The following is a 14,167-nucleotide window of genomic DNA, read 5'->3' on the forward strand; positions in this document are numbered from 1 at the left end:
GGCCAGAAGCCAGAAGGAGGAAGACCGGTGACCTTCAGCGAGAACGTCCGCTCGGCTTTCCGGCGCGGCGAGACCGACGCCGTGGTGCGGATGAGCGAGGCCGAGATCGAGCGGGCCCAGGCGGCCGGCGACCTGGCGGGCGAGGTGGAGGCCCGGTACAGCCTCGCCCGGGTCGCCATTCGCGGCGGTGACCTGCCCGGTGGCGAGGCACGGGCCCGGGAGGCCCTCACGGTGGCGCTGCGCTCCGGCGACCGGGCGCTGGAGGAACGACCGAGGCACGTGCTGGCCGCCGTCGCGAGGATGTCCGGTGACCTGCTCCGCGCTCGGGACCTGTACCGGGAGAGCATCGCGCTCAACGAGGCGCTCGGCCGACCCAGGACTGTCAACTCCGAATTCCACAACCTCGCGTTCTGCGAGCTGGGGTTGGGCAACCTGGACGTGGCCCGGACGCTGTTCGCCGAGAACCGCGAGCGGGTGTTCCACAACGGCTGGGCCGACTTCGTGCCGTACGTCTGCGTCGCGGGCGCCGCGCTCGCGACCGCCGAGGGGGACCACTCCCGCACGGCCAGGATGATCGGTGTCGCCGATGCCGCGTTCGCGGCACTCGGCCAGGTGCCGGACCCGGACGACGCCGCGGACCTCGCCAGGATGCGCGCCGCCGCCACCGAGGCGCTGGGCACGGCCAACTTCGACCGGGAGTACGCCGTGGGCCGCCACCAGGAGCCGAGGGCGGCCTTCGGCGCCTAGGCGGCCTCGGGTGCGGTCGAGGTTCGGGCAGCGGTGATGATCCGTCCCCGCTCCGACTCGCCGAAGCGGTCGAGCATGGCGCGTACCTCGTCAACGCTCACGTTGGCGCCGAACAGCTCGCTGCCCGGTTCGAGTCGTACCCCCTCGGCCAGCGGGCCGGCGACGACCGGGTCGAAGCCGAGCGCGTCCACCAGGGCCGCGACGTCGGTGAGGTCGGCGTCCTCGTCGCCGGCGATCGCGATGGCCTTGCGGCCGGTCGCCCCCGCCGGCCGGGCCTCGTCCTCCAGGTCGTGATAGCCCATGTGGTTGAACGCCTTGACGACGCGTGAGCCGGACAGGAACGCCTGGACGGTCTCGCTCGACGAGGTCCGCGGGTTGGTGAGGTCGTCTCGGATGCCGTCGATCTCCCACCAGTAGTTCATGGCATCGACGACGAGCTTGCCGCGTAACGCCTCGGCGGGGACGCTGCGGTACTTGCCCAGGGGCAGGGCGAGGATGACGACGTCGGCGTCGGCCGCCGCGTCGACCGCCGTGGTGGCCTCAGCCCCCGGGGCGAGGACCTCGACGGTGAGGGCGATCTTCGCCGGGTCGCCGGAGCCGGCCACCCGTACCCGGTAGCCGGCGGCGACGGCGAGCCGGGCGAGCACAGTGCCCACCTTGCCGGCCCCGAGGATGCCGAGGGTCGTGGGCCGGCTCCGGTCGTTGTCGAACATGGTCGTCCTCTCGCTTGGGAAGTGCTGATCAGGCCAGCAGTTCGCGGACCATGGGGATCACCTTCGAGCCGTAGAGTTCCACCGCGCGCATCCGGGCGCTGGCCGGTTGCGCGCCGGCCGAGTAGATGAGGTCGAACCGCCCGACGCCGAGGCTCCGGATGGCACGGGCCATCCGGCGGGCCACCGTCTCCGGTGAGCCGATGTAGAGGGAGCCGTTCTCCACCTCGGAGTCGAACTCCTGACGGCGGATCGGGGGCCAGCCCCGCAGTTTGCCGATCCGGTCCCGCATGATCCGGTAGTGCGGCCAGTAGATCTCCTTGGCCTGCTCGTCGGTGTCGGCGATGAAGCCCGGCGAGTGCATGCCGACCGGGTGCGCTGTGGTGCCGAGCTGATCGGCGGCCCGGCGGTACAGGTCGATGTAGGGCGCGAAGCGCTCGGGGGCGCCGCCGATGATGGCGAGCATCAGCGGCAGCCCGTACTGGGCGGTGCGGACGACCGACTGCGGCGAGCCACCCACACCGACCCAGGTGTCCAGGTGACCCGACTCGGTCTTCGGGAACACGTCGGCGTTCTCAAGCGGGGCACGCAGGGTGCCGCTCCAGGTGACCGGCTTCTCGTCGAGCAACTTGACGAACAGTTCGATCTTCTCCTCGAACAGCGTGTCGTAGTCGCGGAGGTCGTAGCCGAAGAGCGGGAACGACTCGGTGAACGAGCCGCGACCGAGGATGACCTCGGCTCGGCCGTTCGACAGCGCGTCCACTGTGGCGAAGCGCTGGAACACCCGTACCGGGTCGTCGGAACTCAGCACTGTCACGCCGGAGGCCAACCGGATCCGCGAGGTGCGGGTGGCGATTCCGGCCAGCACCGTCTCCGGTGTGGAGACCGAGTACTCGGGCCGGTGGTGCTCGCCCAGGGCGATGACGTCGACCCCGAGCTGGTCGGCGAGCACGGCCTCGTCGACGACCTGCCGGATCGCCGCCGCGTGGGAGACGAGTTTGCCGTTGTCGTCCTCCGGTACGTCGCCGAACGTGTCCAGGCCGAACAGCAGATCAGACATGGTTGGGCTCCTTAGCCAGCAGCTCCCGGACCCGCGGCGCGACCTCACTGCCCAGCAGTTGGATGGTGCGCGCCCGTGCCTCGCGGGGCAGGTGCATGATGTCGTACTTCAGGTCGAAGCGGCTCAGTCGCAGGTCGCGAGCGACAGTGGCGATCTTCTGCGCCACCGTCTCTGGCGAACCGACGAAGAGCGCCCCGTGGTCGATTTCCGCCTCGTAGCGCGCGCGGTCCGGTTTGTAGAAGCCGCGTTCGGCGGCCAGGGCCGCCACCACCGGCTGCCAGTACCGCCACCACGTCTCCACCGCCTCCTCGTCGGTGTCTGCGACAAGGCCGAGTGAGTGCTGCCCGATTGGCTGCAGGGTATGCCCGAATTGTTCGAGCGCTCTGGTGTAGAGGTCGACGTGACCGGCGAAGCGTTGGGGCCGCCCGCCGATGATTGCGAGCATGAGCGGTAGTCCGTGCCGGGCGGCGCGGATCACCGAGTTCGGGCTTCCCCCGACACCGATCCAGGTCGGGATGCCGCCCGGCTGCATCCGTGGGTGCAGCCGCTGTGCGGCCAGTGGGCTTCGTACCGTGCCGGACCAGGTGACCGGTTCGTCCTGTTGAAGCCGCAGGAAGAGGTCCAGCTTCTCCTCGAACAACCGCTCGTAGTCAGCCAGGTCGTACCCGAACAGCGGAAACGACTCGGTTGCGGATGCCCGCCCAAGGACGATCTGGGCGCGGCCGTCGGAGACGGCGTCCAGCGTGGAGAACTCGTGGTAGAGCCGTACCGGGTCGTTGGTGCTGAGCACGGTGACCGAGGTGCCGAGGCGAATTCGCTCGGTCGCCGTCGCGACCGCGGCCAGCAGCACCGGTGTCGCCGAGTCGTTGTGGCCCGCGCGGTAGTGCTCACCGACGCTGAACACGTCGAGTCCGGCTGACTCGGCGAGCCGTGCCTCGTCCACGAGTAGCCGTACGGTCTCGGCGTCGCTCAGGACCCGGTCGCCGTCGGTGGCCACCTCCCCGAACGAGTTGAGCCCCAGCTCGAAGTCTGCAGCTGCCATCGTCTCCTCCTCGGTGCATTCCGCCGGCGACCCACGGGAGCGGGCCTACCGGTTGACGTGTCAATGATGCTAACTTGGCGATTGACACGTCAATTCCCGGGAGAGTGAGATGACGGAGGCCACACCCGGCGGGCGGGGCGGACGCCAACTTCCGACCGCCGACGAGCTACGAATCTGGCGGGACTTCATCGAGACGACGGCGGCGCTCGGCTCCCGGCTCGAGTCCCGCCTACAGGGCGACTCCTCGCTCTCGACCGGGGACTACGCAGTGCTGCTCGCTCTCAGTGAGGCTGAGGGTGAGGCGATGCGGTCGTCCGAACTCGCCTCGCACATCGGGTGGGAGCGGAGCCGACTCTCCCACCACCTCGGGCGGATGGAGCGGCGCGGCCTCATCCGCCGCCAGGAGTGCGCCACGGTTCCCCGTGGGGCGGAGGTGCTGCTCACGAAGGCCGGCGGCGAGGCGTTCAGGGGAGCCACCTTTCCCCACCTGCGCGCCATCCGGGAGTTCTTCGTCGACGCCCTCACGCCGGAGCAGATCGTCGCGGCCGGCGAGATCGCCACGGCGCTGCGAGCGCGGCTCGACGCCCTGGGCAGGGGCTGATCACCGCACATCGATAACCGCGAGTGCCCAAACGATTGCCGAGAGCTACGCCCGGGTGGTCCAATCCTCCAGAAAGCCTGCTCCGCCGCCTGGGAGGTATGTCCATGAGCGAGGCCGCCACCGCAGAGGCCCGCCGCGTTCGACCGGGCCAACCCGGCCCCGGGCGTACGGAGTCGGTGCTGCCGGAGCTGCGGGAGATGTGGTGGGAGACGGGGGTCCGGGCGCGCGCGGAGGCCGGCGTCCTCGCCGTGTTCGCGGAGCTGCCCAGGCTCGTCTGGACAGCCATCTGTATCAGTTGGCGCGCGGACCGGCTCCGTACCGGTGTGGTGGCCGCGGCCACGGTCGGAGCGGGGGTGATGGCCGCGTTCGGCCTGCTGGCGACGCAGCGGGTCCTGGTGGAACTGTTCGCCGGCGGACCGACCGCGGACAAGGTGCGGGCCGCGCTGCCCGCGCTGGCCGTGCTGGCGGCGACGGTCGCGCTCCGCGCCGCGATGGGCATCGCCACCGGGTACGCGCAGAACGGCTTGACGCCTCGGGTGAGCCGTGAGGTGGAGCGGGGCCTGTTCGAGGTGTCCACGGCGGTCCGGTTGGAGGCGTTCGACGCCGACGCCTTCGCCGATGACATGGAACGCGCCTCACGAGGCACCGAGTCGACGATCGGGCTGGTGCAGGCGTCGATGAACCTGCTCGCCGGGCTGGCCGGGCTGCTCGCCGTGACGGCCGCCGTGATCGTCATCCACCCGCTGCTGGTGCTGGCGCTGCTGGTCGCCACGGTGCCCAACGCCTGGGCGTCGTTGCGGGCCGGGCATCTGCGCTACCAGACGTACAACGCCGGATCGGTACGCCGGCGTCGACTGTGGCTGCTGCACAAGTTGATGGCCGAACGGGCCTCGGCCCCGGAGCTGCGCTCCTACGGGCTGCGCCGGTTCCTGCTGGACCAGTACGACCGGGTGATGCAGGTGGAGACCGACATCCAACTCGCCCTCGCCCGGCGGGTCACCACGACCACCACTGTCGGAGCCGTCGTCGGCGGCCTCGCTACCGCGACCGTCTACGCTCTGCTCGGGTTGCTGCTCCTCGACGGGCAGATCCCATTCGCCGCCGCGGCGACCTGCGTCATCGCGGTGCAGTCCGCGCAGCGGTCCCTGGCCATCGCCACCTTCCAGGTCGACCACGTCTACACCCAGGGGCAGCACTTCGGCGACTACACAGGGTTCATGACCCGCGCCGACGTCTACCTGCCGACCAGCACCGGACCCGTTGCCGCAGCCGAGCCTGATCGGCTGCGGGAGTTGACAGTCAACGACGTGAGCCTGCGCTACCCCGATCGGGACGACCCCGCCGTCGACGGCGTCACGTTGACGATCACCGCGGGCCAGACTGTCGCGTTCGTCGGGGAGAACGGCTCGGGCAAGACGACCCTCGCCGCGATGATCGCCGGCCTCCGCGCCCCCACCGAGGGCAGTATCGAGTGGAACGGCCGCCCACTGTCGGACTGGGACGTCGCCGGGCTGCGCGCCCAGATCGCGGTGGTGACGCAGGAATACCACAAGTGGCCGTTCACAGCGGCCACGAACATCGCCCTCGGTGACGTCGACAGCGACGCCCGGCAGGATCGCATCGAGGCCGCCGCCAGCCGCGCCGTCGCCCACGACATGATCAACGAACTTCCGCACGGGTACGAGACACTGCTCGACCGGACCTTCGCGCGAGGCCAGGACCTCTCCGGCGGGCAGTGGCAGCGCATCACCGCGGCTCGCGGGTTCCTGCGCGACGCCGAACTGCTGATCATGGATGAGCCGTCCTCCGCGCTCGACCCCCGCGCCGAGGACGCCCTGTTCCAGACCATCCGCGACCGCAGAGGTCGGGCCACCACGATCCTCATCACGCACCGGCTCGCCAACGTCCGGCACGCCGACCGGATCTTCGTCCTGCACCACGGCCGGCTCGTCGAGGACGGCACACACGCCGACCTCGTCGCCACCGGCGGCCGGTACGCCGAACTGTTCGCCCTCCAGGCCGCCGGTTACGACGCGAACCTGGCCGAGGGCAACCAGCACACGTGAACCGTCCAGTCGGACCTTCTCCCGCTCATTCGCGGGAGGCTAGGCTTCGGCCATGTCAGGGTGGCGGGGCCGGACGGCGGACGTGGTCCTGGTGCCCGCCGTGGGTCTGGTCGCCGTCGTGGGCCTGGTGGTGCAGTCGCGCGGCATCGCCACCGTCGCCGAGTGGGCGGCGCTGCTGGTGGTGCTGCTCTCCACCGGCGCGCTGTACGTCCGCCGACGTCACCCGGTGCCGGTGGGCGTCGTGGCGCTGGCCGCCATCGGCGCGTACGGGGCGTTGCTGCACCGGCCCGGCCCCATCATGCTGGTGTTCGTCGTCGCGCTCTACACCGTCGTCGACGAGGGACATCTCGCGGTCGCCATCGGGCTCGGTCTCGCCTCGGTGATCGCCTTCGCCGTGGCGGACAGCTACAACCGCTCCCCGAACACCATGAACGGGGCGACGCTGCTGCACGCCGGTTGGCTCGTCGCGGTCATCGCCGGCGTGACCCGTAACCGCCGCGCCTACCTCGCCGAGGCGCAGGCCCGGGCGGTCGTCGCCGAGCAGCGGATGGAGGAGGAGGCCCGGCGACGGGCCACCGAGGAGCGGCTGCGCATCGCCCGGGAGCTGCACGACGTGCTCGGCCACCACCTGTCGTTGATCAACGTGCAGGCCAGCGCCGCGTTGCACCGACCCGATCCGGTGCGGTCCGAGCAGGCCCTCACCGCGATCAAGCAGACCAGCAAGGAGACGTTGAGTGAGTTGCGCGCGACGCTGGGCGCACTGCGGCAGGCCCCGGCGGTCATGCCCGCACCCGGTCTGAACCGCCTCGGTGATCTGATCAGGACGGCCGCTCGGCCGGAGTTGGAGATCCGCACCGAGCTGGCCGAGACGCGGTCGCTACCGCCGGAGGTCGATCTGGCGGTGTATCGGATCGTTCAGGAGGCGCTCACCAACGTGGCGCGTCACGCACGCGCCACCACCGCCGTGGTCCGGGTCCGGCCCGATCACGACGACGTGCTCGTGGAGGTCGAGGACGACGGCACCGGTCCGCCGGGTTCACCGGGCAGCGGGATCCTCGGAATGCGGGAGCGGGCCCTGGCACTCGGCGGTTCGTTGACCACTGGCGCCCAGCCGGACGGGGGCTTCCGGGTCCGCGCGCGGCTGCCGATGCGACAGGACCCGGCGCCGGTGGGGGAGCAGATGTGATCCGGCTGCTCCTGGTCGACGACCAGACCCTCGTACGCGCCGGCTTCCGGTCCATCCTCGACGGTGAGGACGGTCTCCAGGTGGTCGGCGAGGCCGCCGATGGATTCGAGGCGGTGCGGCTGGCCAAGCACCTGCGGCCGGATGTCGTCCTCATGGACATCCGGATGCCCGGGCTCGACGGCCTGGCCGCCACCGGTGAGATCGTCGCGCACTCCGATGCCCGCGTCATCATCCTGACCACGTTCGACCTGGACGATTACGTCTACGGCGCGCTGCGTGCCGGTGCCAGCGGTTTCCTGGTCAAGGACACCGAGCCAGCGGAGTTGATCCACGGAGTGCGGGTGGTGGCCCGGGGTGACGCGTTGATCGCTCCGTCGATCACCCGGCGGTTGATCGCCGAGTTCGCGGCCCGGGCCAGACATCCCGACCCCGGGCCGCGACTGAGCGTGCTCACCGAGCGGGAGCGTGAAGTGCTGACGCTGGTCGCCGCCGGCCTCTCCAACGACGAGATCGCGGCACGGTTGGTGCTGAGCCCGGCGACCGCCAAGACACATGTCAGCCGAATCATGACCAAGGCCCATGCCCGGGACCGAGCCCAGTTGGTGATCCTCGCCTACGAGTCCGGTCTGACCGTGCCGGGTTGGCTCGCTCGCTCCTGAGTCAGCCCGCCAGACGGCCGGTGCGGCGCGCGCGAACCAGGGCCAGCCCGCCGAGCACCACCGCGGCCAGTCCGACCGCGAGCGCCACATAGGCCCCGCCCAGCCCGTTGCCCGTGCCGATGCCACTGTCGGCGGTGGCCGCCACCAGCCCGCCGAGCGCCATACCGATCAGCCCCGTCGCCAGGGCCAGGACGGCTCCGAGGCTCCCCGAGCCGGTGCCGAGCCGACTGGCGGGGCGGGCCACTGCCAGTCCTCCGATGATCGTGCCGGCCAGCCCCAGCAGGGCGGCCACACTGGCCCCGAAACGCCCGGAACTCATGGAAAGAGCAGCGGCTGCGGTTGTCTGGGCGGACACGTGCGCGGCTGCCGGCACGGCCAGCTCGATCGCGGCGAGCGGGGCGGTTACGGCGGCGGCGAAGAGGTGACGGACGGACATGGTGGATCCCCTCGGTCGCATGGCGAATACAGGTGGCAGCCTAGGAAGCAACCAGCTGGTGAGTCGTCATGCCGGAGTTGCCGATGGGCCTACCACCCGGGATGTACGCGTCCGGCACCTCGTACCGCCGCAGTTGTCTCCCGGCCTGGCAGCGCATCACGACGTTGGGGAGTCGCCCTCCGATCTGGGCTCCAGCACCACCACTGTCGTCTCCGACGATCGCCGTGCCGCGTGGGCGTCGAAGTTCTTGTCGGCCGCGCGCCACAGTGGCCACAGGCGCGACCGTTCGTCGTCGGTGGCGACGCGACCGCGCACCAGCCGGCGCCCGTCGGCCAGCTCGACTGACGCGTCCGGATGGGCCTGGAGGTTGAGCCACCAGGCGGGGGCACCCTCGCCCCACCCGTTCATCGCCACGCCGACCAGGTTCGGGCCGTCCTCGAAGTACGCGAGAATGACGCTGCGCTGCTGGCCGGTGCGGCGACCGGTCGTGGTCAGGCGCAATGTGCCCCACCGGTGCTCGCGCGGTCGCCACAGCCCGACCCGGCTGCCGCTGACCCGGTACAGGCCCCGGTGCACCGACCAGGCCAGCCGGATGAACCACCGCGGCGGAAGCCACGGCGCCTTCGTCTCCTGACCGTCCGACATGACGACCTCCTCCACCGACCAACCCTGATGGCCCGGGTGGCTGCTTCACACTGTCGCGACCGCCACTGTGGACCGGGATCCTCAAGTCTTCCGGCGCGAGCGCGACTCGCGTCGGGGTGTCCATGATTCGACCGAGGATCGAACCGATCGGTGGAAGCCCCGCGTCGGGGCGGGCGGGTTACCGCTGCCAGGCGTCGATGGCGCGTACGCCGTCGCGGACGACCCGGTCCAGGATGGCGGGGTTACCGCTGGTGCCCTCCCACCCCTGGTCGTCGAAGACCGTCACCGCGCTGTCGACGCGGGCCACCGCGATCTGGCTGGACGCGGTGTCGCCGGTACGTTCGCCGTTCATGCTCGTCTCGGGCCACGTCCGGGTCAGCAGCAACGCCTCGTCGCCGACCCCGGGCAGCGCCTTACTCTTGACGGTGACGCGGTTTCCGGACTGGTCGTACGAGGGGCACGCCTGCACGGCGGTGCGGAGCCGGCTCAGGTAACCCGGGGCGCCGTCGCCGTCGAAGGTGAAGATGGTCTGGTGGATCATCCCCTGCGGCACGTTGCTGGAGGGCTCGCCGGCCTTCTGGTAGGTGACCGTCATCGCGGCGCTCGCGGTGACCTGCCGGCCGCCGGTGCCGAACTCGTTGCCGCACAGCTTCGGCAACGCCTCCGCGACGGGCGTCGTCCGTCGCGGGGACTTCCGCAGTTCGGCGGGCAACTCGACGAAGGCCGAGGTCGGGATCGTCACCTGGGTGCTCGCGCTCGGCGATGGCGGATCTGTCCGGGGCACTGACGTCGACGTGGTGACCGGTGCCGTGGTCGCCGGGGCAGAGCCGGGCGGATCCTCGGTGGCGGTGCAGGCAGCGGCGAGCGTGACAGCGCCGAGCAGCGGGAGCAGCGCGAGCGCGCGTCGCGTACGGGTCACCGGCAGTGGTGTGTACTGGCTCATCGTCACCCCTCGTCTTTCCCTGGGCAGTTCCCTGCCCGGTGTACAACGAAACGACCACGCCCCGGGCACCGACCGGACCACTGGAATCGAGGTGTCGTCGCGTCGGCCGGGCCGCTAGGCTGCCCCGCATGACCAGCGTGATCGCTCAGTGCACCGGACTGTCGTGTGACGTCCAGGCCGGTGCGGAGCGACGCCGGCGATCCGTCGCCCGCCCGCGCTGACCTGTTACCTGCGACCGGCGGATCGAGCCGCCGGTCGTTCGCTGGTCGTCCTCGGTCCGCCCGTATCTCCCCGTCAACGGCTCGCGTGGCAGCGCGGGTCCGAGCGAGATCGGCGTACTCATGGATCTTGAAAAGTTGTTGTCCGACCGGCTGGCACCGGCGTTCGCGGCGGTGGCCGGCGGCCCGGTCGATCCGCTCGTGCGGCGGTCTCCGCGTGCGGACTTCCAGTCCGACGCGGCGCTGGCGCTGGCCCGGCGGCTCGGTCGCCCGCCGCGCGACATCGCCGCGGCGGTGCTGGCGCACGCGGTGCTCGACGACGTCGGGGTGTCGGCGGAGGTCTCCGGGCCGGGCTTTCTCAACCTGACGGTTGCCGACCGGGCCCTGGCCGACCTGGTCGCCGGTCTGGCCGGTGACGCCCGGCTCGGCGTGCCGTCGACGGCGACGCCGCAGACAGTGGTGGTCGACTACTCGGCCCCCAACGTGGCGAAGGAGATGCACGTCGGGCATCTCCGCTCCACGGTCATCGGCGACGCGGCGGTGCGGTTGCTCGACTGGCTCGGGCACCGGGTGGTGCGGGTCAACCACCTGGGTGACTGGGGGACACCGTTCGGCATGCTGATCGAGCACCTGATCGACCTCGGCGAGGCCGAAGCCGCGCAGAACCTGTCGATGGGAGACCTGGACACCTTCTACCGGGCGGCCCGGGTGAAGTTCGACGCCGACGAGGCGTTCCAGGAACGGTCGCGGCTGCGGGTGGTCGCGTTGCAGCGCGGTGACGAGCGGACCCGCCGGTTGTGGCGGCTGCTGGTAACGCAGTCGGAGCGGTACTTCCTGACCGTGTACGACCTGCTCGACGTGACGTTGTCCGCTGCCGACTTCCGGGGCGAGAGCGCCTACAACGATCTGCTCGCGGGCGTCGTCGACGACCTGGACCGGTTGGGGCTGCTGCTGCCCAGCGGTGGGGCCGAGTGCGTCTTTCCGCAGGGGTTCACCGGCCGGGACGGCGAGCCGCTGCCGCTGATCGTGCGTAAAAGCGACGGTGGGTACGGCTATCCGGCCACCGACCTGGCCGCGCTGCGGCAGCGCGTCGGCGAACTGGGCGCCACCCGGCTGCTGTACGTCGTCGGCCTACCGCAGCGGCAGCACTTCGCGATGGTGTTCGCCGTCGCCGAGGCGGCCGGCTGGCTCTGCCCGCCGGCCCGGGCCGAGCACCTCGGCTTCGGGTCCATCCTCGGCGCCGACGGGCGGATGCTGCGCAGCCGGGCCGGTGAGTCGGTGAAGCTGGTCGGGCTGTTGGAGGAGGCGGTCGCTCGCGCCACCGAGCTGGCCCGGAGCAGGAACCCGGATCTGGACGCCGGGACCGCCGCCGAGATCGGCCGCGCGGTGGGCATCGGCGCCATCAAGTACGCCGACCTGTCCGTCGACCGGACCAAGGACTACGTCCTGGACTGGGAACGGATGTTGGCGATGGACGGCAACACCGCTCCCTACCTCCTGTACGCGTACGCCCGGATCCGGTCCGTGCTGCGGCGCGCCGGGACCGCCGTGCGGCTGGACGCGCCCATCGTGGTGGCGCAGCCGGCGGAGCGGGCGCTCGCGGTCGAGCTGCTCGGCTTCGCCGCTGTGGTCGGCGAGCTGGAGCGGAGTCTCGAGTTTCATCAGCTCGCCGGTTACCTGCACCGACTCGCGACAGCGTTCAACGCGTTCTATGAGCGCTGCCCGGTGTTGCGGGCCACGGATGAGCTGCGGGAGAGCCGGCTGCTGCTGGCCGGGTTGACCGCCCGGATCCTGCGGCAGGGGCTGCACCTGCTGGGCATCCGCACTGTGGAGCGGATGTGACGCGGCGGCCCGCGGGCCCGGTCAGCGGGCCCGCTTCGTCGCCCGCTTCCGGGGCGGCGTCAACAGGTCGGCGATCTGCGCGATCGCGGAGGGCACCAGGCGGTAGTACGCCCAGACCCCGCGCTTGTCGCGTTCGAGAAGGCCGGCCTCGGTGAGGATCCGAAGGTGATGACTCACCGTCGGCTGGGAGAGATTCAGCGCCGCGGTGAGGTCACTCACTGACGCCTCACCTTCCGGCGCGGACTGGATCAGGCTGAGCAACCGGAGTCGCGCCGGATCGGCGAAGGCCTTCAGCACCCCCGCTAGCCGCTCGGCATCGGCCCGCTTGATGGGATCGCCGGTGAGCGGCGAGATCGCAGGCATGGCAGTTTTCGCAGTTCCCACGCCTGCAATAGTGACACCAACACCATCAATAAACCGGCAGATCCGGCACCAGCCCTCGGATGGCGTCCGGATGGCGCGACGGAACCACCGAACGTGAGTCGAACGGCGACGTCCGTGGCGGCACGCGGGCCGTGTGGAGCTTCGGGAAGCTCCACACGGCCCTGGGCGTCAGCGGCGGGGTTTGGGTGCGATGCGGGGCAGGACGTACGGCGGCCCTGCGAAGATCAGGTCGGACTTCAACTCCTGGTACGCCCGCTTGGGCTGGTAGTTCTCGTCGTAGATGGTGGCCAGGCCCTCCGGCGGGTCGTTGAACGTGCCCGGCACCCACGAATGGTTGTCACTGAAACCCCAGACCGTGTACGACAGGCAGCTCCGGACGGCGAGGCACGCCTTCATCAGCACGCTGAAGTTGGCCGCCGACGCCTGTAGCCGGGGGTTGATCTCCTCGGAGTTGCCGGCCTGGACGCCCTCGGTCAGCTGGCTGCGGACGTCGACCTCGGTGAACGCGGTCGCGACGCCGAGCCCGCTGAACTTCTTCAGCGCGGCGGTCACCTGGAGGGTGTCGAAGTTGCCGTACTGGGTGCCCAGGTGGCCCTGGGCGCCGACACCGTCGATCGGGACGCCCTGGGCGCGCAGGCTCTTGGTCAGGTCGTAGACGAACTGGGTCTTGTCGTCGGCCGGGTTGCCCGAGCCGAACGCCTCGATGTTGTAGTCGTTGTAGAACAGCAGGGCCTTGGGGTCGGCGGCCCGCGCCCAGCGGAACGCGTCGGCGATGTAGCCGGGCCCGAGGTTCTGCGCCCAGAAGCCCTTGTAGTGCAGGGTCGACGGGGTGTCCCACGGGTCGCTGACGGCCTCGTTGACCACGTCCCACTGCCAGATCTTGCCCTTGTAGCGGTTTACGACTGTGGTGATGTGCTTGCGCAGCAGATCGCGCAACTCCTGCTTGCTGATGGAGCCGTCGGCGACGCCGCTGGTCAACCAGGCGGGCAGCTGGTTGTGCCAGACCAGCACGTGACCGCGCACGCTCTGCCTGTTGCGCTTGGCGAAGTCGACGAACTGGTCGGCCGGCCCCCAGTTGTAGGTGCCTCGGGTCGGCTCCAGGCTCTCCCACTTCATCACGTTCTCGGCGGTGACCGAGGTGAACTCGGAGGAGGCCAGTCTGCGGTACTGCGAGTCGCCGGCGTCGTTGAGTGCATCCATGCTCACCGCGGTGCCGACGTGCAGACCGTGGCGCAGGCCGAGGGTGCCGAGGCTCTGCGTCGTGGGGTCGTACGGTCGACTCGCGGTCGCCGGCACCGTGTTCAGCGTGGCGATGGTCGCGACGGCGACCAGGCCGACGGTCGACCACTGTCTCAACTTCATGTGCCTGCCCTTCCAGACGATCAATAGATAAATGTCGATCTAGGAGGTGAGGGTCCGGTCCTGCTCGGGTGGAGACGCGAGATGGCTGGGTGACTCCGGTAGTTCCGGCCGGGAACCGGAAACTTGCTCGAAACGTTAAGCCGATCTATGTCTGGGCGTCAACGCTGAAAACTTCCGGAAATTCATCACATGACCTGCCCGGCGGTGAGTGGCCGGCCGGCGAAACTTTCGGCGACCGGAGGCCGGAGGTCGGCGACCGGTTCGGG

Annotated in this window: 14 protein-coding genes; 6 read left to right on the plus strand and 8 right to left on the minus strand. The window is 70.4% G+C overall.

Annotation, left to right across the window (positions count from 1 at the left end; genetic code table 11):
- Positions 1 to 27 precede the first annotated feature (27 nt).
- On the plus strand, positions 28 to 747 hold the full coding sequence (locus tag ACFYPG_RS18190) for a tetratricopeptide repeat protein (RefSeq protein WP_355006908.1): 720 nt from the start codon (positions 28 to 30) through the stop codon (positions 745 to 747).
- On the opposite strand, the gene ACFYPG_RS18195 is transcribed toward ACFYPG_RS18190, so the two are convergent.
- From ACFYPG_RS18195 to ACFYPG_RS18205, 3 genes are read right to left on the minus strand one after another with little or no spacing between them, the layout of a single operon-like run.
- Positions 744 to 1,460 (minus strand): NADPH-dependent F420 reductase, encoded by a 717-nt coding sequence (locus ACFYPG_RS18195; RefSeq protein WP_387352944.1) that lies wholly within the window; start codon positions 1,458 to 1,460, stop codon positions 744 to 746. The two genes, ACFYPG_RS18190 and ACFYPG_RS18195, sit on opposite strands and share 4 nt — an antisense overlap.
- A gap of 28 nt (positions 1,461 to 1,488) precedes the next feature.
- Positions 1,489 to 2,517, minus strand: coding sequence for an LLM class flavin-dependent oxidoreductase (locus ACFYPG_RS18200; protein ID WP_238686411.1), 1,029 nt, complete (start codon positions 2,515 to 2,517; stop codon positions 1,489 to 1,491).
- Positions 2,510 to 3,559: an LLM class flavin-dependent oxidoreductase gene (locus ACFYPG_RS18205; RefSeq protein WP_355006906.1), complete on the minus strand. Its 1,050-nt coding sequence runs from the start codon at positions 3,557 to 3,559 to the stop codon at positions 2,510 to 2,512. The genes ACFYPG_RS18200 and ACFYPG_RS18205 overlap by 8 nt, the downstream gene beginning before the upstream one ends.
- A 109-nt stretch (positions 3,560 to 3,668) precedes the next feature.
- On the opposite strand from ACFYPG_RS18205, the gene ACFYPG_RS18210 reads away from it, so the two are divergent.
- The 4 genes from ACFYPG_RS18210 to ACFYPG_RS18225 all read left to right on the plus strand — a co-directional run bounded on the left by ACFYPG_RS18210 (position 3,669) and on the right by ACFYPG_RS18225 (position 8,071).
- The gene (locus ACFYPG_RS18210; RefSeq protein WP_355006905.1) at positions 3,669 to 4,160 is read left to right on the plus strand and encodes a MarR family transcriptional regulator; all 492 of its coding nucleotides are present in this window, start codon (positions 3,669 to 3,671) and stop codon (positions 4,158 to 4,160) included.
- A 197-nt stretch (positions 4,161 to 4,357) separates the two neighbouring features.
- Entirely contained in the window at positions 4,358 to 6,226 is a 1,869-nt protein-coding gene (locus tag ACFYPG_RS18215; RefSeq protein WP_387353436.1) for an ABC transporter ATP-binding protein, read from the plus strand.
- A 52-nt stretch (positions 6,227 to 6,278) separates the two neighbouring features.
- Positions 6,279 to 7,412 carry a sensor histidine kinase gene (locus ACFYPG_RS18220; RefSeq protein WP_387352946.1) on the plus strand — a complete coding sequence of 378 codons (1,134 nt, stop codon included), beginning with the start codon at positions 6,279 to 6,281 and terminating at the stop codon, positions 7,410 to 7,412.
- On the plus strand, positions 7,409 to 8,071 hold the full coding sequence (locus ACFYPG_RS18225) for a response regulator transcription factor (protein ID WP_355006903.1): 663 nt from the start codon (positions 7,409 to 7,411) through the stop codon (positions 8,069 to 8,071). The genes ACFYPG_RS18220 and ACFYPG_RS18225 overlap by 4 nt, the downstream gene beginning before the upstream one ends.
- Before the next feature lies 1 nt (position 8,072).
- Here the strand turns inward: ACFYPG_RS18225 and ACFYPG_RS18230 are convergent, their stop codons facing one another.
- The 3 genes from ACFYPG_RS18230 to ACFYPG_RS18240 form a co-directional block, all read right to left on the minus strand.
- Entirely contained in the window at positions 8,073 to 8,507 is a 435-nt protein-coding gene (locus tag ACFYPG_RS18230) for a DUF6223 family protein (protein WP_355006902.1), read from the minus strand.
- A 156-nt stretch (positions 8,508 to 8,663) separates the two neighbouring features.
- Entirely contained in the window at positions 8,664 to 9,152 is a 489-nt protein-coding gene (locus tag ACFYPG_RS18235; protein WP_387352949.1) for a nitroreductase/quinone reductase family protein, read from the minus strand.
- Between the two features lie 178 nt (positions 9,153 to 9,330).
- On the minus strand, positions 9,331 to 10,095 hold the full coding sequence (locus tag ACFYPG_RS18240) for a hypothetical protein (protein WP_387352951.1): 765 nt from the start codon (positions 10,093 to 10,095) through the stop codon (positions 9,331 to 9,333).
- 341 nt (positions 10,096 to 10,436) lie between these two features.
- On the opposite strand from ACFYPG_RS18240, the gene argS reads away from it, so the two are divergent.
- A complete protein-coding gene (argS, locus tag ACFYPG_RS18245; RefSeq protein ID WP_387352953.1) occupies positions 10,437 to 12,155 on the plus strand; it encodes an arginine--tRNA ligase in 1,719 nt (572 codons plus the stop codon).
- Between the two features lie 21 nt (positions 12,156 to 12,176).
- Here the strand turns inward: argS and ACFYPG_RS18250 are convergent, their stop codons facing one another.
- Entirely contained in the window at positions 12,177 to 12,518 is a 342-nt protein-coding gene (locus tag ACFYPG_RS18250; protein WP_238686609.1) for a helix-turn-helix transcriptional regulator, read from the minus strand.
- A gap of 189 nt (positions 12,519 to 12,707) precedes the next feature.
- Positions 12,708 to 13,901: an endo-1,4-beta-xylanase gene (locus tag ACFYPG_RS18255; protein WP_387352955.1), complete on the minus strand. Its 1,194-nt coding sequence runs from the start codon at positions 13,899 to 13,901 to the stop codon at positions 12,708 to 12,710.
- Positions 13,902 to 14,167: the final 266 nt, after the last annotated feature.

The organism is Micromonospora sp. NPDC005553, assembly GCF_042871765.1.
Taxonomy (GTDB): Bacteria; Actinomycetota; Actinomycetes; order Mycobacteriales; family Micromonosporaceae; genus Micromonospora.

Excerpts from the sequence above, each read along its gene's own strand:
- ACFYPG_RS18215 (WP_387353436.1), top strand. The coding sequence starts at position 4,358 with ATGTGGTGGGAGACGGGGGTCCGGGCGCGCGCGGAGGCCGGCGTCCTC.
- ACFYPG_RS18210 (WP_355006905.1), top strand. The coding sequence starts at position 3,669 with ATGACGGAGGCCACACCCGGCGGGCGGGGCGGACGCCAACTTCCGACC.
- ACFYPG_RS18205 (WP_355006906.1), bottom strand. The coding sequence starts at position 3,559 with ATGGCAGCTGCAGACTTCGAGCTGGGGCTCAACTCGTTCGGGGAGGTG.
- ACFYPG_RS18235 (WP_387352949.1), bottom strand. The coding sequence starts at position 9,152 with ATGTCGGACGGTCAGGAGACGAAGGCGCCGTGGCTTCCGCCGCGGTGG.
- argS (WP_387352953.1), top strand. The coding sequence starts at position 10,437 with ATGGATCTTGAAAAGTTGTTGTCCGACCGGCTGGCACCGGCGTTCGCG.
- ACFYPG_RS18195 (WP_387352944.1), bottom strand. The coding sequence starts at position 1,460 with ATGTTCGACAACGACCGGAGCCGGCCCACGACCCTCGGCATCCTCGGG.
- ACFYPG_RS18220 (WP_387352946.1), top strand. The coding sequence starts at position 6,279 with ATGTCAGGGTGGCGGGGCCGGACGGCGGACGTGGTCCTGGTGCCCGCC.
- ACFYPG_RS18250 (WP_238686609.1), bottom strand. The coding sequence starts at position 12,518 with ATGCCTGCGATCTCGCCGCTCACCGGCGATCCCATCAAGCGGGCCGAT.
- ACFYPG_RS18240 (WP_387352951.1), bottom strand. The coding sequence starts at position 10,095 with ATGAGCCAGTACACACCACTGCCGGTGACCCGTACGCGACGCGCGCTC.
- ACFYPG_RS18255 (WP_387352955.1), bottom strand. The coding sequence starts at position 13,901 with ATGAAGTTGAGACAGTGGTCGACCGTCGGCCTGGTCGCCGTCGCGACC.
- ACFYPG_RS18200 (WP_238686411.1), bottom strand. The coding sequence starts at position 2,517 with ATGTCTGATCTGCTGTTCGGCCTGGACACGTTCGGCGACGTACCGGAG.
- ACFYPG_RS18230 (WP_355006902.1), bottom strand. The coding sequence starts at position 8,507 with ATGTCCGTCCGTCACCTCTTCGCCGCCGCCGTAACCGCCCCGCTCGCC.